Raw genomic sequence first — 16,902 nt, 5'->3', positions numbered from 1 at the left:
GGAAGGCGCGTTTCGTGACTGTGCCACCGAGTGACCGAGAGGGAACTTCGCTCTCACCCCGCGCTCGGGCGGGATGAGAGGTTCGGTGGCATTGTGTCAGCGTTGCGGGTGCTGCCAGTGGGGGTTCTGCTCGGGGTGGGGCGGCTGCTGCGGCGCGTAGGGGCCGGGCTGCTGCTGCGGGGGATACGGCGTGGCAGGGGGCTGCGCTCCGTACGGACCGGGCGCGGGCTGCGGCGGGTACGGGCCGCCGGGGGCGGGCTGGGCGTACGGGCCCGGTGCCGGCTGGGCATAGGGGCCCGGGGCCGGCTGGGCGTACGGGCCCGGTGCCGGTGCCGGCCCGGGCTGCTGATGTCCGTACCCCGCGGGCGCCCCCACGGCCGGACCGGGCATCCCGGGCGCCTGCCCCGGCATCCCGGGAGCCTGGCCAGGAACTCCCCCGGCCTGTCCCGGCGCCCCGCCGTACCCCGGCGCCCCGGCCCCCGGCCCGGCGCCGTACGGCCCCCCGCCGAACGGGTTGCCATGCCCGGGCGGCTGCGCCCCCGGCGGCAGATACCGCATCCGCCCGTTCTCGTCCGTCACCGGCATGAAGCCGGCCGCATGCAGCCGGGCGGCGAACTTCGCGTTGCGCTTGCGGGTGACCAGGAGGCCGATGCCGAGGATCGCCATGATGAGCAGCCAGATCACGCCCGCCGCGATGAAGGCGAAGGCGTCCCCGCCGGAGCGGAGGGCGAGGATCACGCAGCCGACGGTGAGGCCGAGGGCCGCGTAGCCCATGCGCTTCTCGGCGCTCTTGCCGGTGAGGTCGAAGTTGATCCGGGCCTTGAGGAGCTCGAAGGCGTCGGGCACGAGCGGTGGGAGGGAGACGCCGTCGGCGGCGTTCGGATACTGCGCCCAGTTCTGCGCGGCCCGGCCCCGGGCGTGCGGGCTGGGGTCGGGCAGGATCAGCATGGTGAGCGCCCCGTTGCGGCCGCTGCTCTGCCGGACGTCCGCGTACTCGTAGCCGAACTGCTGGGCGACGAAGGCCAGCCGGGCGAGTTTCTTCACGGACGCCATCGGGCTGGTGAGCTCGACCGGCTCTCCGCTCGCCATCAGCCGCAGCATCTTCTGTGTCTGCCGCTTACTCATCCCACCGCTCCCCCGGTCACTCACCGATCGCATTCGTTCACATGCGCAACTCGGGCAGTTTTCCATACCGGAGAGCCCCGGGGGAAAGGGGCATCAGCCGCCGCGCGCCGCTCGCCTCCGGCTCCCGCGAGCCCTCACCCGGGGCTCACGCGTCGGCCACAACCGGGGCCGCTGCTTCGCCGCCAGGTCCTCCACCCAGCCGAACGCCAGGACACAGCCGCCGATCAGCAGCCAGACCAGGACCAGCACCGGCCAGACGCTCTCCAGCAGCCCGGGCACGTTCTGCTCCAGCACGGGGAAGCCCCACAGCCGGTCCCACAGGGTCGCGGCGATCAGGATGCAGGTGTTGTGCCACAGATAGATCGTCACGGCCCGGGAGTTGAGCAGGGTGATCGGCCCGGCCCAGCGGCGCAGCCGGCCCGGCCACTCAGACCAGGACGGGCTGACGTGCAGCAGCAGGAACACGGTGCCGAAGGACCACAGGGCCTGCGCCAGGGGCATGCTGTCCAGGTCGTTGCCCGGTCCGAAGCCGTGGTGCAGGGCGTACCAGAGCCCGGCCAGGGCGATGACGGGTGCCACGGACGGGACGATGTAGCGCGGCAGCCGCTTGAGGACGCCCTCCTGGTGGGCCATGCCGAGGATCCAGCAGGCGCCGAAGGTGGAGAAGTCGGTGAGCGCCGAGGGGAACCGCTCGCCGGGCAGGGTGAGGTAGCTGTGCTCGAAGGCGACCGCCAGGGCGATCGGCGCCAGGAGCGTGACCACCGGCAGGGCGCGCAGGGCCTTCAGGAGCAGCGGGGACAGCAGGACGAACCAGAGGTAGGCGCGGATGTACCAGAGCGGGCCCGCGAGTTCGGCGGCCCAGTCCTCGCCGATGAAGCCGTGGACGCCGGGCAGTCCCTCGGCGTACGGCGGGTCGCTGAGCGGGACGATCCAGAAGGTGAGGTGGAGCCACCACCAGCCGGGATGGCCGTCGGCGTCCGGCCCCCAGCCCTGGAGGACCATGCCCGTGACGCCGACGACGCCCAGCAGCCACAGCGGAGGCAGCAGCCGCCGCAGCCGGCCGCGGATCACCTGGACGGGCGGGCGCTTGAGCGAACGGGCCATGAGGTTGCCGGCGAGGGCGAACATCACGCCCATGGACGGGAACACCAGCGGCAGCCAGGCCCAGCCCGTGAGGTGGTAGAGCACGACACGGAAAAGGGCGAGGGCGCGCAGCAGGTCGAAGTACCGGTCGCGGACGGGGCCGGTGGAGCCGGCCCGTTCCTTCTCCGGGGCGGCGGCGACGGCTTCGGGGTGCGTGGTCATCAGGCCTGCCTCCCGCCCACCGGCTGCTGGGGCGTGCCGCTGCCCGGCCCGGGCAGGCCGACCGCGCCGGTGCGCCGCAGCTTCTGCCAGCGCAGCCGGCCGCCGGTGAGGGCGGTGATCCAGGACTGGAGCAGCACGACGTACATGAGCTGGCGGTAGAGGAGCTGCTGGAGCGGCAGCGAGATCAGGTGGGTCATGCGTTCCTTGTCGAGGTGGAACGCGTAGGCCGCGCACACGCCCTGCACCGCGAGGACGCCCAGCCAGGCGCCGATGGTCTTCTCCGTCGGGCCGAACACCAGCCCGTACAGCAGGAACACGTCGATGAGCGGGGCCAGCAGCGGCGCCACGACCATGAACAGCGACACCAGCGGCATGCCCACGCGCCCGAAGCGGCCCGAGTGCCCGCTCTCCACGACGGACCGGCGGTGCTTCCAGATCGCCTGCATCGTGCCGTACGACCAGCGATAGCGCTGGGACCAGAGCTGCTGGACGGACTCGGGGGCCTCGGTCCAGGCGAGGGCCTTCTCCGCGTACACGACGTGCCAGCCGTCGCGGTGCAGGGCCATGGTGATGTCGGTGTCCTCGGCGAGCGTGTCGTCGCTCATGCCGCCGACGCGCTCCAGTGCGCTGCGCCGGAACGCGCCGACCGCGCCGGGGATGGTCGGCATGCAGCGCAGCACGTCGTACATGCGGCGGTCGAGGTTGAAGCCCATCACGTACTCGATGTGCTGCCAGGCGCCGATCAGCGAGTCCCGGTTGCCGACCTTGGCGTTGCCCGCGACGGCGCCGACGCGCGGGTCGCCGAAGGGCTGCACCAGTTCACGGACGGTGGCCGGTTCGAAGACGGTGTCGCCGTCCATCATCACGATGAGGTCGTACCGGGCGTTGGCGATCCCCCGGTTGAGCGCGGCGGGCTTGCCCGCGTTCAGCTGGCGGATGACGCGTACGCCGGGCAGGCCGAGGTTCTCGACGATGCGCGCGGTGCCGTCACTCGACCCGTCGTCGATGACCAGCACCTCGATGGGGTGCTCGCTCGCGACCAGGGAACGGACCGTCTGCTCGATGCACTTGGCCTCGTTGTAGGCGGGCACGAGGACCGACACCGGTTCCGTGACGGTCTCGCCCCAGCGGAAGCCGCGGCGGCGGACCCGGCGGGCGTGCGCGACGGAGAGGATCAGCATCAGCCCGAGCCGGGCGAAGACCAGCACGCCGACGACGGCGAGCCCGGCGACGAGAACGCCGGTCGTCTTCTCGGAGGCCTGGACGAGGAAGACCCACGCGTTGCCCTTCACCGCGTCGAGCCCGGCGACCGGGGTGTGCGCGCTGGGCGCGTCCAGGGCGGCGGTCAGGGTGTTGAAGCGGTAGCCCTCGTCCTGCAGCCCCGAGATGAACCGGTCGAGCGCGGCGACGGTCTGGGAGCGGTCACCGCCGGAGTCGTGCATCAGCACGATGGCGCCGTCACCGTTCTTCGGCGTGGCGTTGCGGATGATCTGGTCGACACCGGGCCTGCGCCAGTCCTGGCTGTCGGTGTCGTTGACGATGGTGATGTAGCCCTTGCTGCCGATGTACTCGGTCACCGGCCAGGAGTTGTTGTCCATGAGGTGCGAGTACGAGGAGTAGGGCGGGCGGAAGAGGGAGGTGCGGATGCCCGCCGCCCCGGCCAGCGCGAGCTGGCTCTGCGACAGCTCCCAGTCGACCCGGCTCTTGCTGTGCAGGGCGAGGTCCGGGTGGTTGAAGGTGTGCAGTCCGATCTCGTGGCCCTCGTCGACCATGCGCTGGACGAGGTCCGGGTATCGGGAGGCCATGGTGCCGGTGATGAAGAAGACGGCGTGGGCGTCGTGCTTCTTCAGCATGTCGAGGACCTTGGGCGTCCACTCGGGGTCCGGACCGTCGTCGAAGGTCAGCACCAGCTCGCGGTCCGGGACTTCCAGCGCGGTCGGCTTCTCCTCCCGGGTGTCTATGACGGGCCCGCCCTCCAGGATCTCCTTCGGGACCTGGTCGCTCGACGCGGGCGGTCCGACCCGGTGGTCGGCGAGGATCTCGCTGTGCACGTAGCCGCGCAGCATGAGCATCGCCATCAGGGCGACGAGGAGAAGCACGGGAAGCAGCAGGCGCATGGGCAGGCGGCGGCGCCTGGAGCCGCCACGGGCTCGGGACGCGCGCCCGGAACGACGGGTACGGGATGCCATGGGTGGTGGTACTCCGGGTGGTGCGGGGAGCGGGTGGTACGGAAGCGCCCTGAAGGGGCGCGGGGAACTGCGCGACCGGCCACGACGGCGCCGCGAAACGAACGGCGGCCCGTCACGGGACCTTCAGCGGAGCGCTCAGGCCGCGGGCTGGTCGGCGGCAGGCGAATCCGCAGCCGGCTGGTCGGCCACGGGAGACTGCGCGACCGGCTGGGTCGGAGCCGGACCCTCGGCAACCGTGTCGGTGCCGGTCGTCTCCGTCGGAAGGGGCGTGGGTTCGCCGGGCGGCGACGGCTCGGTCACCGGCGTGCTCGGCGGGGCCGCCGGCTTGCTCGGGGTCGGATCGGTGCCGCCGGTACCCGGGGTCGGTGCGGTCCGGGACGCGGTCGGCGAGGGCTTGGCGGTCGTACCGGAACGGCCGGGGGCCTCGGGGGCCGCAGGGGCCACGGGTTCGCCGGCGCTCCCGACGGGCGCGGGTGCCGTGCCCTCCTCGGTGGCCGGCGTGCTGCCCGGGGCGGTGGCGCCGGTGCCGTCGGTGGGTGCCGACCGCTCGGGCACCGGCGGGGTGTCGACCTGCCCGGCCGGCGGGGCCTCCTTCTGGCCCGGTACCGGCAGCCAGGGCGCCTGGGAGTTGCCCGACATCAGCGTGGCGACGATGACGACGGCGTAGACCCCGCAGGCCAGCGCGACGGCCATGCCGATCCGGCGGAAGCGGCGGCTGCGGCGGCCGGACTCGTCGACGAACACGGGCGAGTCGGCGGCGGCTTCGGAGCCCGCGCCGGGGCCTTCCTTGACCTGCCGGACGAAACCGTCCCCGAGCTGTACGGCGTCGAGCTGGACCGTGACCTCGTGCGGGTCGTGACTGTGCTCGGACGGGTCGGCTTCCTCCGGCTCCTGCCAAGGGTCGCGGACGGCGGTCCGGGATACGGGGTCCGTGGCGAACGAGTCGGCCGCGCCCTCGCTCTGCCGGGGGATGCCGCCCAGGATCTCGGTCCCGGCGGGCAGTCGGTGGGCGGTCCCCTGGAGGTCGTTCCCGGCGAAGGCCTGCGTGGCTCTCCGGTGGCGGACTCTGCCGTCCGAGGGGAGTTCACCGGTCACCGACGCGGCCTCGGGCCACTCGGGTTGGGCGTCTTCTCGCCACTTTTCCACGCGCACGCACTTCCCCCCACGGGATGGTTCAGGTGCGCTGACGACCTGAGCACCCGCCGTCGGACCGGGCCCCCTCGCCCGTCCGAGCGCCCCCCATTACCACACCGTGCTCAGGCGTTGAATGTAGCGCACGCGGAGGTTCCGTGTGGACGGCGTACCGAATCGTGTCAGTCGCGAGACGCCATGCGGACATCGTCCTCGGCGGGAACCCAATGGTCAGCGGGCCTGTCCAGCCACCCCTCCGCCGCCGCGATCCGGGCTGCGGCCCGTCGCAGCGCGTCGAACGCGGGGTGGGTCAGGCCCCTGCGCCACACCAGCGACACGACGGACAGCGGAACGGGATCGACCAGAGGCCGCGACACCATCGACGGCAGCGCCGGGAAACCCACGACGGCCAGGACCGGATTGCGCGTTCTGGCCATGACGCGCTGGAACTCCTCTTCGCCCACGGCCAGCGGCGCGGGTGGCGCGATCTCGATGCCCCGCCCCTCGAACAGCTGCCGCGCGAGGCCGGTCCACTCCGGCGTGCGCGGATTTCCGGCCCCCGCGTAGACGGTCTCACCGGCCAGCTCGGCGAGCGGCACCGCCTCCAGCGCGGCCAGCCGGTGGTCCTCGGGCAGCACGACCGCCATCGGCTCGTACCGCACGGGCTGGTGGTCGAGCCCGGCCCGCAGCGCCGGGTCCAGCCCCTCGAACCGTCCGAACGACGCGTCCAGCCGTCCGGCGAGCAACTCCCCCGCGGCTCCGGTCAGGCCGCTCTCGTATCGGGCCATCAGCTCGTGGCCGGGGGCGAGTTCGCGCGCCCGGTGCAGCACGCGGCGCGGTGTGACCAGGCCCGGGGAGTTGAGGTCCACCAGCAGGGGCCGGGCCTGGTCGAAGGCGGCGAGCAGCTCGTCCTGCGCCCGCAGCGCGCGACGGGCGTACGGCAGCAGCCGTTCCCCCTCGGGCGTGAGCGTCACCTGCCGGGTGGTCCGCACGAACAGCTCGGCGCCCAGCTCCCGCTCCAGCCGCCGCACATCCCGGCTGAGCGCCTGCTGCGCCACGTGAAGACGCACCGCGGCACGGGTGAAGTGCAGTTCCTCGGCGACGGTGACGAAGCCACGCAGCAGACGGGGGTCGAGGTGGGCGGGCATGCGGCGAACCTACAGCGGGGAGCGGCGGGGCGAGGCCGCTCCCCGACAGCGCGGGGACTCAGGAGCCGGCGCCCCGCCCGGGAGCCTCGCCCTGGCCCTTCGCCTCGCCGGTCTCGGCGCCCGGCACGTCCCGTGGCCCGGACTGGCCCAGGCGGTGGCGGGGTACCGAGCGCAGGGGCGGGCGGGTCAGGGTGATCTGGCGGACGACCTGCTGGAAGCAGGCCAGGGCCGCCACGCCCGGGAGGGCCGCCGCCGCGGTGCCGAGCACGGTCCTCGGCGCCTGGGCGACACAGAGCAGTACGGCGACGCAGGAGAAGACCAGGACCACGCACCACGAGTGCACGGCACGCCGCTGGTGCAGCGCGGCCCGCAGCACGGAGAGGGAGGCCACCAGCCAGGGCCCGTACACCAGCAGGGGCCACCAGCTGCCGAAACTCTTCCCCTCGGGGGACACGCCGACCAGGCGCAGGGGGTCGTAGGCGACCATGCCGCCCAGGAGGCTCACCGCGGAGGCGATGACGGCCGCCAGGGCGGCGACGAAGAGGCTGGTGGTGCGGAGCAGTCCGGGTCTCTTGCGGATGCGGACCTTGCGGTGGCGCCGGTGGATGTCCCGCACGGGCGCCAGTTCCTCGGTGATGTCCTGGAGCCGCCGCATGTGGGTGCCCGAAGCGACCGGTGCCGGGGCGGGTGCCGGCTCCGGGTCCGGGTCCATCACCTCGTCACGGGGCGCGGGAACCCTCGCCGCCTGCTGCCCGAGGGCCTCCTCGAGGATGAACGCCAGTTCCTCGGCCGGATCCCAGGTCGGGTCCGGCGGTGTCAGGGGTGTGAAGAATTCCCGGTCCGGAGCCCGGTGCCGGCCACTGCCTTCGATTCTATTGTCATACATAGCGCGACCCGACTATTCTGCGAGCGCGAATGCGGGCCATTCCGTCGCACTGATCCAGCGTCGCGCTAGATCCTTTTCGAGCACACTCATGGTGTCGATGAAATCGCGCAGAACCGGCTCGGTCACCTGCAGCGTGACCGGGCAACCGCCGTTGGTGAGCGTGCCGTTGACGGTGGCCGACGAATGCGCCGGAGCGGGAATGTAGGTGTACGGGCCGAGCGTTACCGCCCAGCCGTCTTTCCTGGTCGCCTCGGTCATGTACCGACTAACCGTCGGCCCACTTCGGCGGAAACGCGGCAAACGAGTGAAGGATTTCCCCGTTGAGCATCTTTTCCATGCGCCAATAGAACCATCAGGAATCTCCATATACCTGTAGCTCTGTATCTCTGTAGCTCTGTATGAAGAAACGTCAGGCGGTCCTACAACCCAGGTGCGTGAGTCCGTACGGAACAGGTGTTGGACCGCTTGATCACCGCCGGGCGACGGTAGGGGCATGCCGCATCTCGCCCCGTACCGCCGCCTCTTCCGCCTGCCGGGCGCCCGCGCGTTCACCGCCGGGAACCTGATCGCCCGGCTGCCGATGGGCATGTTCAGCGTCAGCGCGGTCGTCATGATCGCCGGGACGCGGGGCTCGTACGCCCTGGCCGGCGCCGTCACGGCGACCGGGCTCGCGGCGACCGCGGTGGTCGCGCCGTGGACCGCGCGGCTCGTCGACCGGTACGGCCAGGCCCGGGTGGCCCTGCCCGCGACGGTGATCGCCGTGCTCGGCTCCCTCGCGCTGCTGCTGTGCGTGCGTCACGACGCCCCGGACTGGACCCTGTTCGCCTCCTACGCGGCCACCGCCACGACCCCCAACACCGGTGGCATGTCCCGGGCCCGCTGGGCCCATCTGCTGGCCGGCGACCCGAAGGGCCTGCACACCGCCCACTCCTTCGAGCAGGCGGCGGACGAACTGTGCTTCATGCTGGGCCCGGTGCTCGCGGCCTTCCTGTGCGGGACGTTCTTCCCCGAGGCGGGCACGCTGGTCGGCGCGGTGCTGCTGCTGACGGGGATGCTCCTGTTCACGACCCGGCGTGCGACGGAGCCGCCGGTCCGCGAGCACATCCCCGCGAAGGCGCCGCTGCGCGCCCCCGGCATGCCCCCGCTGCTCGCGGTCTGTCTGGCGATGGGCGGGATCTTCGGCTCGACGGAGGTCGTCACGCTCGCGTTCGCCGACCGGCAGGGGCACCAGTCGGCGGCCGGTGCCGTACTCGCGCTCCAGGCGGCCGGTTCCTGCGCGGCGGGCCTGCTGTACGGCGCGGCGAAACCCGCCGGGCCGGCGGCGGCACGTCTGCCGTGGTGCGTGGCCGCGATGACCGCTTTGCTGACCCTGCCGCTGCTCGCGGCGAGCCTCACCGGCTCTCTCCTCTGCCTCGCGGGCGCACTGCTGGTCGCCGGGATGGCGACGGCCCCGACGATGGTCACCACCATGACGCTGGTCCAGCGGCGCACCCCCGAGGGCCGGCTGAACGAGGGCATGACCCTCGCGGTGACCGGCCTGCTGGGCGGCATCGCCGGTGGCGGCGCGCTCGGCGGCTGGACGGTGGAGCATGTGTCGGCGACGGCCGGTTACGGAATCCCGGTGACGGCGGCAGCCCTGGCCTTGGCGTTGGCGCTGCTCCAGGCGTCGAATCGCTTCACCGATTGCCCCACAGCCCATTGACGCCCTCTCGCCCCCCGCATACGTTTCGCCTGTCGAAGCGCTTCGACACCATGCGCCGGGAAGTTAGGGACCCCCACATGAAGTTCACCGACGGCTACTGGCTGCTGCGCGAGGGCGTCACCGCGGCCCACCCGGCCGAGGTCCTCGACGTCACCGAGTCGGACGGCGCGCTGGAGTTCCACGCGCCGACCCGGCCCATCCGCTCCCGCGGCGACCTGATGACGGGCCCCGTCCTGACCCTCCGCGCCCACACCCCCCTGCCCGACGTCATCGGCCTGACGCTGACGCACTTCACGGGCGGGCAGCCCCGCGGCCCGGAGTTCGAGCTCACCGACTCCCGGCCGGCCGCGCGGATCGCGTACGACGACGAGCACACGACCCTGACCTCGGGCGAGCTGTCGGTCCGGGTGGCCCGCGGCGGCCCCTGGCACGTCGAGTTCGCCGCGCGCGGCCGGGCGCTCACCAGCAGCGGCCACCAGAGCATGGGCATCATGCGGGACGCGACCGGAGCGCACCACCTGCGCGAACAACTGGTGCTCCGGGTCGGCACGGCCGTCTACGGCCTCGGTGAGCGCTTCGGCCCGCTGGTGAAGAACGGGCAGGTCGTCGACATCTGGCAGGCCGACGGCGGCACGTGCAGCGAACAGGCCTACAAGAACGTGCCCTTCTACCTCACGGACGCGGGCTACGGCGTCTTCGTCGACCACCCGGGCCAGGTGTCCTTCGAGGTCGCCTCGGAGGTCGTGTCCCGGGTGCAGTTCAGCGCGGAGACCCAGGAGCTGACGTACTACGTCATCTACGGCCCGACCCCGAAGGACATCCTGCGCAAGTACACGGCCCTGACCGGCCGCCCGGCCCTGCCGCCCGCCTGGTCGTTCGGCCTGTGGCTGTCGACGTCCTTCACCACCTCGTACGACGAGGAGACGGTGACGTCCTTCATCGAGGGCATGCGGGAGCGCGAGCTGCCCCTGTCCGTCTTCCACTTCGACTGCTTCTGGATGCGCGAGTTCCACTGGTGCGACTTCCAGTGGGATCCGCGGGTCTTCCCGGACCCGGAGGGCATGCTGGCCCGGCTGAAGGCCCGGGGCCTGCGTGTCAGTGTCTGGATCAACCCGTACATCGCCCAGCGCTCCCCGCTGTTCGCCGAGGGCCAGGCGCTCGGGCACCTGCTGAAGCGCCCGGACGGCGACGTCTGGCAGTGGGACATGTGGCAGCCCGGCATGGCCCTGGTCGACTTCACCAGCCCGGCCGCCCGTGACTGGTACGCCGCCAAGCTGGAGGCGCTGCTCGCGCAGGGCGTCGACTGCTTCAAGACCGACTTCGGCGAACGCGTGCCGCTCGATGTGGCCTGGTCCGACGGCTCCGACCCGGAGCGGATGCACAACTACTACACGTACCTGTACAACCGCACGGTCTTCGAGGTGCTGCGCAAGCACCGCGGCGAGGAGGAGGCCGTCCTCTTCGCCCGCTCGGCGACCGCGGGGAGCCAGCAGTTCCCGGTGCACTGGGGCGGCGACTGCGAGGCGACCTACGAGTCGATGGCCGAGTCCCTGCGCGGCGGGCTGTCCCTCGGACTGTCGGGCTTCGGCTTCTGGAGCCATGACATCGGCGGCTTCGAGGGCACCCCGACAGCGGCCCTGTTCAAGCGCTGGCTGGCCTTCGGCCTGCTCTCCTCGCACAGCCGGCTGCACGGCTCCTCGTCGTACCGGGTGCCCTGGCTGTTCGACGAGGAGTCGGTGGAGGTCGCGCGCCACTTCACCCGGCTGAAGCTGCGGCTCTTGCCCTATCTGTACGAGGCGGCCCGGACCGCCCACACCGAGGGCCTGCCGGTGATGCGGGCGATGGTGCTGGAGTTCCCGGACGACCCGGGGTGCGCGCACCTGGAGCGGCAGTACATGCTCGGCCCGGACCTGCTGGTCGCGCCGGTGTTCAGCGACGAGGGCGATGTCACCTACTACGTCCCCGAGGGCACCTGGACCCACTTCCTCACCGGGGAGACGGTGACCGGGCCGCGCTGGGTGCACGAACGCCACGGGTTCCTGAGCGTGCCGCTGCTGGTGCGGCCCGGGGCCGTGATCCCGGTGGGCGCGGTGGACGACCGCCCGGACTACGACCACGCCGCCGGGGTGACCCTGCGGGCGTACGGCCTGCGGGACGGCGACCGGGTGACGGTGCCGGTCGGGGAGGTGACCTTCACGGTCGTGGGTGAGGGGGGCACCCTGCGGGCGTCGTGCAGCGACCCGGCGATCCCCTGGACCCTCGCCGGCGCCGACGGCCACGACGTCCGGCCGTGACAGTCCGGCCATGACAAAGGCCCCGCCGCTCGGAAGCGACGGGGCCTGTGCCCACATGGGATGAGTGGAGATGGCGGGAATCGAACCCGCGTCCAACGGTGCGGAATCAGGGCTTCTCCGTGTGCAGTTCGCTGCGATTTTCTCGGCCCCGGCAATCACGCGAACAAGTCGCCGACGGGCCCAGCCACTGTTTGATTTCCCAGCGAGCCCCGTGACCGGGCTCGATGGTTTAGTTCCCTAGATTATGCCAGGATCCGGGCCGGGAACACTCCCGGGCTGACACCCTTTAGGGTCCTTCACTCACTGCTTATTAGGCAGCGAGGGCGAAGGACTGGGAATCGCGCTTAGTAGTGGCGATTATTTTTTGCGACATATGGTTTACGAGATCATTGCCGCTTCCTCGACACGCTTCCCCTGCTTCGACAGCCGCTGTCGAAACCGATCATCCCCATGTTGTGTTGACAATCCCTCCGGAGAGGGGCGCGCACCCGCCGTGGGGTGCAGTCACCATCGTACGTGACCAACGCGGGTCGGTGCCAGCGTATTCCCTACGCCCCGCGCTGCCTCCGCTTCACCGCCGCGATCGCGCGGTCGGTCTCCCGGCGGTCCTGCTTCTCGCGGAGCGTCTGGCGCTTGTCGTACTCCTTCTTGCCCTTCGCCAGCGCGATCTCGACCTTGGCGCGGCCGTCCTTGAAGTACAGCGCGAGGGGCACGATGGTGTGGCCCGTCTCCCCCGACTTCGACTCCAGCTTGTCGATCTCGGCGCGGTGCAGCAGCAGCTTCCGCTTGCGCCGGGCGCTGTGGTTGGTCCACGTGCCCTGGCTGTACTCCGGCACGTGCACGTTGTGCAGCCACGCCTCGTTGCCGTCCAGCTGCACGAAGCCGTCGGCCAGCGACGCTCGTCCCTGGCGCAGCGACTTCACCTCGGTCCCGGAGAGGACCAGGCCGGCCTCGTAGGTGTCGATGATGAGGTAGTCGTGCCGCGCCTTCTTGTTCTGCGCGATCATCTTGCGCCCTTTTTCCTTAGCCATAGTGCCGTCCATTTTCGCACTACGGAGGGGGCCCCGGGAAAGTCGATTACGACGGGCCCGCGAGGCCGCGCAGCAGGGTCTCGGCCCGCTGGAGGGCTCCGTCGTCGGTTTCCAGGTCGGGCGTGATGCCCCGGCCGTCGACCCCCCGGCCGGAGGGGGTGCGGTAGTGCCCGACGGTCAGCTCCGCGACGGAGCCGTCGGGCAGCCGGCTCGGCATCTGGACCGAGCCCTTGCCGAAGGTGCGGGAGCCCACGACGAGGGCCCGTCCGCGGTCCTGGACGGCACCGGTGAGAAGCTCGGCCGCGCTCATCGTCCCGCCGTCGACGAGCGCGACCAGCGGTCTCGTCGTGTCGCCGCCGGGGTCGGCGTGCAGGGCGCGCTGTTCGCCGTCGACGTCGTACGTGGCGACCAGGCCGCCGTCGAGGAAGGCGGAGGCGGCGGTGACGGCCTCGGTGACCAGGCCGCCGGGGTTGGCGCGCAGGTCGAGGACGATGCCGGCGCCGCGCGGGGCCTGCCGGACGGCCTCGCGGATCCGGTCGCCGGAGCCCTTGGTGAAGGTGTCGACCCTGATCACGGTGACCGCGCCGGCGGCCTCTCGGACGGTGACCGAGTCCGTGGAGAGCTGAGCCCGGCGCAGGGTCTCGCTCCACGCGCGCGTGCCGCGCTCCAGACCGAGGCGGACGGTGGTGCCGGCGGTGGCCTCGGTGGCGTCCCCGCGCAGTAAGGAGACGACCTCGGTGACGGGCCGCCCGTCGGTCTTCTCGCCGTCGACGCTGCGCAGCAGGTCTCCGGGGCGGATCCCGGCGGTGGCCGCGGGCGAGCCGGAGCGCACCTTGGTCACCTCCATCCGGCCGTCCCGTCCGCTGCGGGCCCACAGGCCGACGCCGGTGTACTGGCCGTCGAGGGACTCCTCGAACTCCTCGTACTCGCCCTCGGAGTAGACGGCGCCCCAGCGGTCCCCGCTGCGGCTGACCGCGCGCTTCGCGGCCTCCATCGGGGACTTGCCGTCGGCCATGGCCTCCTCGGCGGCCCGGGCGACATCGGTGTGGCGCCCGGCCGGGGTGGCCGAACGGGCCTCGTCCGGAGCTGACTTCCGGTCGGCCTGCGGGAGCGACCCGGTGGCCGCGCCGGCGACGAGCACGCTCGTGAAGAGCAAGGTCAGGGCCGCCCCGCGGCGGATACGGCGGGGCTGACAGAACGGGTCACGACCTGACATGCCGGTGAGTCTAGGACAAGGGGAAGGGCCGTACGGTCGGTTGACCGCACGGCCCCTGTTGTCATGCGTCACACCTTCAAGTACTTGCGCAGCGCGAAGAACGCGGCCAACGCGGGCATCAGCAGACTTGTCGCGAGGATGAGCGGCAGCTTGGTCAGGACCGCGTCCCAGCCGATGAAGTTGATCAGATTCAGCTTCTCGGACAGCGCCAGACCGTGGTCGATGATGAAGTACCGCGCGACCACCAGGAAGCCGCACGCGACCGCCCCGCCGATGAGCCCGGCGACCGCGGCCTCCATGATGAACGGCGCCTGGATGTAGAAGCCCGAGGCGCCGACCAGACGCATGATGCCGGTCTCGCGCCGCCGGCTGAACGCCGAGACGCGCACGGTGTTGACGATCAGCATCAGCGCGACGACGAGCATCAGCGCCATCACCGCCCGCGCCGCCCAGTTCATGCCGTTGAGCAGACCGAACAGGTTGTCCAGAATGCCCTTTTGGTCCTGAACGGACTGCACGCCGTCCCGCCCGTCGAAGGCGGTCGCGATGACCTGGTACTTCTGCGGGTCCTTCAGCTTGATGCGGTACGACTCCTGCATCTGGTCCGGCGTGAGGGAGCTGGCCAGCGGGGAGTCGCCGAACTGCTCCTTGTAGTGCTTGTACGCCGCGTCCTGCGACTCGTACGTGACCTTCTCGACCACGGCCATCTTGTCGAGGTCGGTGTTGATCTGCTTCTTCTGGTCCTCGGTGACCGCGCCCTTGGCGCAGTTGGGGTCGGACTCGGCGTCGCTCTTGTTGCAGAGGAAGACCGAGACGTTGACCTTGTCGTACCAGTAGCCCTTCATGGTGTTGACCTGGTCACTCATGAGGAGCGACCCGCCGAACAGGGCGAGCGACAGGGCGACGGAGACGATGACGGCGAAGGTCATCGTCAGATTGCGGCGGAGACCGACGCCGATCTCCGACAGGACGAACTGGGCGCGCATGGCGACTGGTTATGCCTTTCCGTGATCTAGGGTGCGGTCTCAGTGCTGGTAGCCGTAGACACCGCGGGCCTGGTCGCGGACGAGGCGGCCCTTCTCCAGTTCGATGACGCGCTTGCGCATCTGGTCGACGATGTTCTGGTCGTGCGTGGCCATCACCACGGTCGTGCCCGTCCGGTTGATGCGGTCGAGCAGCTTCATGATGCCGACGGAGGTCTGCGGGTCGAGGTTGCCGGTGGGCTCGTCGGCGATGAGGAGCTTCGGCCGGTTGACGAAGGCCCGCGCGATGGCGACGCGCTGCTGCTCACCACCGGACAGCTCGCCGGGCATCCGGTCGTCCTTGCCGCCGAGCCCGACGAGGTCGAGCACCTGCGGGACGGACTTGCGGATCTCGCCGCGCGACTTGCCGATGACCTCCTGCGCGAAGGCGACGTTCTCGCCGACCGTCTTGTTCGGCAGCAGGCGGAAGTCCTGGAAGACCGTCCCCAGCTGGCGCCGCATCTGCGGCACCTTCCAGTTGGAGAGGCGCGCGAGGTCCTTCCCCAGGACGTGCACCTGCCCGTGACTGCACCGCTCCTCGCGGAGGACCAGCCGCAGGAAGGTGGACTTTCCGGAGCCGGAGGACCCCACGAGGAAGACGAACTCGCCCTTCTCGACCTCCAGGGAGACATCCCTGAGGGCGGGGCGGGTCTGCTTGGGGTAGACCTTGGAGACATTGTCGAATCGGATCACGGATGCACCACGGGTCGCCGGGGGTAGATGAGCGTGACCATACGCGAACCGGGGAGGGCGGCGCAGTCACCGACTGTGGTTGCGCCATGGATGTTCCGTTTTGTACGCCCCTGTGAGAGCGAGCCGCGCGCCCTCCGGAGGAACCTGGCACAGTGGAGAGGGAACGTTCGCGCCCGCACGAGCGTTACACACAAGAACCGGCGCAAGGAGGGCGAGCGCATGACGTACGACCGGCTGGTGTGCGCGAACTGCGCGGCCCCCGTGAGCGAGGGCAGGTGCCCCGTCTGCCGCGCGAACCGCGAGCGGCTGCAGCAGGAGAACTTCCTCGCGAATCTGAACCCGATGACGCTGATCGCACTGCTGACGGTGCTGATCGCGGCAGTGGCGCTGCTGGCCCACCAGACCGCGTAACACCGCGCACCGCAGACACGCAGACACGGCCGAGGGCCCGGAGCATTGCGCTCCGGGCCCTCGGCTTCACGCCGTGCCTACGGTCCGTACGGACGCGGCTACCGTCAGGCGGCAGCCCCGCCGCGGCCGCCCACGAGGCGCGGCAGGAGGCGGAAGCCGACACCGCCGGCGATCATCGTGGCGGCGCCGATCACCAGGAAGGTGGTCTGCGCGGCACCCGTCTCGGCGAGCTCCGCACCGTTGCCCTGAGCCTGGGCCTGGGCCTGGCCCTGCGGGGCCGCCGGGGTGGAGTCCGAGCCGGTGTCCGTGAGGGAGGAGGAGCCCTCCTCCTGCGGGGAGGTGCCGCCGTCGGGGTCGGTGTTGTTGCCGCCACCGGTGCTGCCACCGTTGCCGTTGCCGTTGCCGCCGCCGGTGCCGTTCCCGTTACCCGGGTCGGTCGGCGCGTCGGTCGGGTCCTCGGTCGGCTCGGTGGGCTCCTCCGTGGGCTCCGTCGGCTCGTCCGTGGGCTCCTCGGTCGACGGCGGGTCGGTCGGGATGTCCGTGGGCGGGTCGGTGGGGATGTCGGTGGGCGGGTCCGTCGGCGTCGGGGCCGGACTGGGCGACTCGGCGGCGCACAGGATGCCGAGCAGGCAGTTGTCGGTCTCCGCGGCGGATGCGGCACCGGCGGCGGTCAGCGAGGCACCGGCCGCGATCACGGCACCGGCCGCTATCCGTGCGACACGGATCCGCGTCTTCTTCGTCATGTGGTT

At 71.3% G+C, this 16,902-nt stretch carries 15 protein-coding genes and 1 other RNA gene; 3 read left to right on the top strand and 13 right to left on the bottom strand.

What is annotated here, in order from left to right; all coding sequences use genetic code 11:
* Window positions 1-96: 96 nt before the first annotated feature.
* The 7 genes from ACZ6I3_RS17430 to ACZ6I3_RS17400 all read right to left on the bottom strand — a co-directional run bounded on the left by ACZ6I3_RS17430 (window position 97) and on the right by ACZ6I3_RS17400 (window position 8,042).
* Window positions 97-1,125: a hypothetical protein gene (locus ACZ6I3_RS17430; protein WP_469415475.1), complete on the bottom strand. Its 1,029-nt coding sequence runs from the start codon at window positions 1,123-1,125 to the stop codon at window positions 97-99.
* Window positions 1,126-1,218: 93 nt separating this feature from the next.
* Window positions 1,219-2,430, bottom strand: coding sequence for an acyltransferase family protein (locus ACZ6I3_RS17425; RefSeq protein ID WP_469415473.1), 1,212 nt, complete (start codon window positions 2,428-2,430; stop codon window positions 1,219-1,221).
* On the bottom strand, window positions 2,430-4,619 hold the full coding sequence (locus ACZ6I3_RS17420; RefSeq protein WP_469415472.1) for a bifunctional polysaccharide deacetylase/glycosyltransferase family 2 protein: 2,190 nt from the start codon (window positions 4,617-4,619) through the stop codon (window positions 2,430-2,432). Before ACZ6I3_RS17420 ends, ACZ6I3_RS17425 begins: the two co-directional genes overlap by 1 nt.
* 135 nt (window positions 4,620-4,754) lie before the next feature.
* Complete coding sequence (locus ACZ6I3_RS17415) at window positions 4,755-5,765, bottom strand: hypothetical protein (protein WP_469415470.1); 1,011 nt, start codon at window positions 5,763-5,765, stop codon at window positions 4,755-4,757.
* A 167-nt stretch (window positions 5,766-5,932) separates the two neighbouring features.
* A complete protein-coding gene (locus ACZ6I3_RS17410) occupies window positions 5,933-6,898 on the bottom strand; it encodes a LysR family transcriptional regulator (protein ID WP_469415468.1) in 966 nt (321 codons plus the stop codon).
* 58 nt (window positions 6,899-6,956) lie between these two features.
* On the bottom strand, window positions 6,957-7,784 hold the full coding sequence (locus ACZ6I3_RS17405; RefSeq protein ID WP_469415467.1) for a hypothetical protein: 828 nt from the start codon (window positions 7,782-7,784) through the stop codon (window positions 6,957-6,959).
* A 12-nt stretch (window positions 7,785-7,796) separates the two neighbouring features.
* Window positions 7,797-8,042: a hypothetical protein gene (locus ACZ6I3_RS17400; RefSeq protein ID WP_086604464.1), complete on the bottom strand. Its 246-nt coding sequence runs from the start codon at window positions 8,040-8,042 to the stop codon at window positions 7,797-7,799.
* Between the two features lie 235 nt (window positions 8,043-8,277).
* Here ACZ6I3_RS17400 and ACZ6I3_RS17395 point away from each other — a divergent pair, with 235 nt between their 5' ends.
* Together ACZ6I3_RS17395 and yicI are read left to right on the top strand one after the other, a co-directional pair.
* Complete coding sequence (locus ACZ6I3_RS17395; protein WP_469415464.1) at window positions 8,278-9,486, top strand: MFS transporter; 1,209 nt, start codon at window positions 8,278-8,280, stop codon at window positions 9,484-9,486.
* Window positions 9,487-9,563: 77 nt separating this feature from the next.
* Window positions 9,564-11,780 (top strand): alpha-xylosidase, encoded by a 2,217-nt coding sequence (gene yicI / locus ACZ6I3_RS17390; RefSeq protein WP_469415462.1) that lies wholly within the window; start codon window positions 9,564-9,566, stop codon window positions 11,778-11,780.
* A gap of 62 nt (window positions 11,781-11,842) precedes the next feature.
* Here yicI and ssrA read toward each other — a convergent pair.
* The 5 genes from ssrA to ftsE form a co-directional block, all read right to left on the bottom strand.
* Window positions 11,843-12,230, bottom strand: a transfer-messenger RNA (tmRNA) gene (gene ssrA / locus ACZ6I3_RS17385).
* A 98-nt stretch (window positions 12,231-12,328) separates the two neighbouring features.
* The gene (smpB, locus tag ACZ6I3_RS17380; RefSeq protein ID WP_469415461.1) at window positions 12,329-12,811 is read right to left on the bottom strand and encodes an SsrA-binding protein SmpB; all 483 of its coding nucleotides are present in this window, start codon (window positions 12,809-12,811) and stop codon (window positions 12,329-12,331) included.
* Window positions 12,812-12,857: 46 nt separating this feature from the next.
* On the bottom strand, window positions 12,858-14,027 hold the full coding sequence (locus ACZ6I3_RS17375; RefSeq protein ID WP_469415460.1) for a S41 family peptidase: 1,170 nt from the start codon (window positions 14,025-14,027) through the stop codon (window positions 12,858-12,860).
* Between the two features lie 68 nt (window positions 14,028-14,095).
* Window positions 14,096-15,013 carry a permease-like cell division protein FtsX gene (ftsX, locus tag ACZ6I3_RS17370; RefSeq protein ID WP_469415459.1) on the bottom strand — a complete coding sequence of 306 codons (918 nt, stop codon included), beginning with the start codon at window positions 15,011-15,013 and terminating at the stop codon, window positions 14,096-14,098.
* 39 nt (window positions 15,014-15,052) lie between these two features.
* On the bottom strand, window positions 15,053-15,742 hold the full coding sequence (ftsE, locus tag ACZ6I3_RS17365; RefSeq protein WP_193478384.1) for a cell division ATP-binding protein FtsE: 690 nt from the start codon (window positions 15,740-15,742) through the stop codon (window positions 15,053-15,055).
* Between the two features lie 219 nt (window positions 15,743-15,961).
* On the opposite strand from ftsE, the gene ACZ6I3_RS17360 reads away from it, so the two are divergent.
* Entirely contained in the window at window positions 15,962-16,153 is a 192-nt protein-coding gene (locus ACZ6I3_RS17360) for a hypothetical protein (RefSeq protein WP_261683029.1), read from the top strand.
* A gap of 104 nt (window positions 16,154-16,257) precedes the next feature.
* On the opposite strand, the gene ACZ6I3_RS17355 is transcribed toward ACZ6I3_RS17360, so the two are convergent.
* Window positions 16,258-16,896, bottom strand: coding sequence for a hypothetical protein (locus ACZ6I3_RS17355; protein WP_469415457.1), 639 nt, complete (start codon window positions 16,894-16,896; stop codon window positions 16,258-16,260).
* Window positions 16,897-16,902: the final 6 nt, after the last annotated feature.

Source organism: Streptomyces sp. NPDC041940 (genome assembly GCF_055589465.1).
The sequence above is the reverse complement of the archived record's forward strand: the minus strand, read 5'-3'. Positions and strand labels throughout refer to the sequence as shown.

Excerpts from the sequence above, each read along its gene's own strand:
- ACZ6I3_RS17430 (WP_469415475.1), bottom strand. The coding sequence starts at position 1,125 with ATGAGTAAGCGGCAGACACAGAAGATGCTGCGGCTGATGGCGAGCGGA.
- ACZ6I3_RS17425 (WP_469415473.1), bottom strand. The coding sequence starts at position 2,430 with ATGACCACGCACCCCGAAGCCGTCGCCGCCGCCCCGGAGAAGGAACGG.
- ACZ6I3_RS17420 (WP_469415472.1), bottom strand. The coding sequence starts at position 4,619 with ATGGCATCCCGTACCCGTCGTTCCGGGCGCGCGTCCCGAGCCCGTGGC.
- ACZ6I3_RS17410 (WP_469415468.1), bottom strand. The coding sequence starts at position 6,898 with ATGCCCGCCCACCTCGACCCCCGTCTGCTGCGTGGCTTCGTCACCGTC.
- ACZ6I3_RS17405 (WP_469415467.1), bottom strand. The coding sequence starts at position 7,784 with ATGTATGACAATAGAATCGAAGGCAGTGGCCGGCACCGGGCTCCGGAC.
- ACZ6I3_RS17400 (WP_086604464.1), bottom strand. The coding sequence starts at position 8,042 with ATGACCGAGGCGACCAGGAAAGACGGCTGGGCGGTAACGCTCGGCCCG.
- ACZ6I3_RS17395 (WP_469415464.1), top strand. The coding sequence starts at position 8,278 with ATGCCGCATCTCGCCCCGTACCGCCGCCTCTTCCGCCTGCCGGGCGCC.
- yicI (WP_469415462.1), top strand. The coding sequence starts at position 9,564 with ATGAAGTTCACCGACGGCTACTGGCTGCTGCGCGAGGGCGTCACCGCG.
- smpB (WP_469415461.1), bottom strand. The coding sequence starts at position 12,811 with ATGGCTAAGGAAAAAGGGCGCAAGATGATCGCGCAGAACAAGAAGGCG.
- ACZ6I3_RS17375 (WP_469415460.1), bottom strand. The coding sequence starts at position 14,027 with ATGTCAGGTCGTGACCCGTTCTGTCAGCCCCGCCGTATCCGCCGCGGG.
- ftsX (WP_469415459.1), bottom strand. The coding sequence starts at position 15,013 with ATGCGCGCCCAGTTCGTCCTGTCGGAGATCGGCGTCGGTCTCCGCCGC.
- ACZ6I3_RS17360 (WP_261683029.1), top strand. The coding sequence starts at position 15,962 with ATGACGTACGACCGGCTGGTGTGCGCGAACTGCGCGGCCCCCGTGAGC.
- ACZ6I3_RS17355 (WP_469415457.1), bottom strand. The coding sequence starts at position 16,896 with ATGACGAAGAAGACGCGGATCCGTGTCGCACGGATAGCGGCCGGTGCC.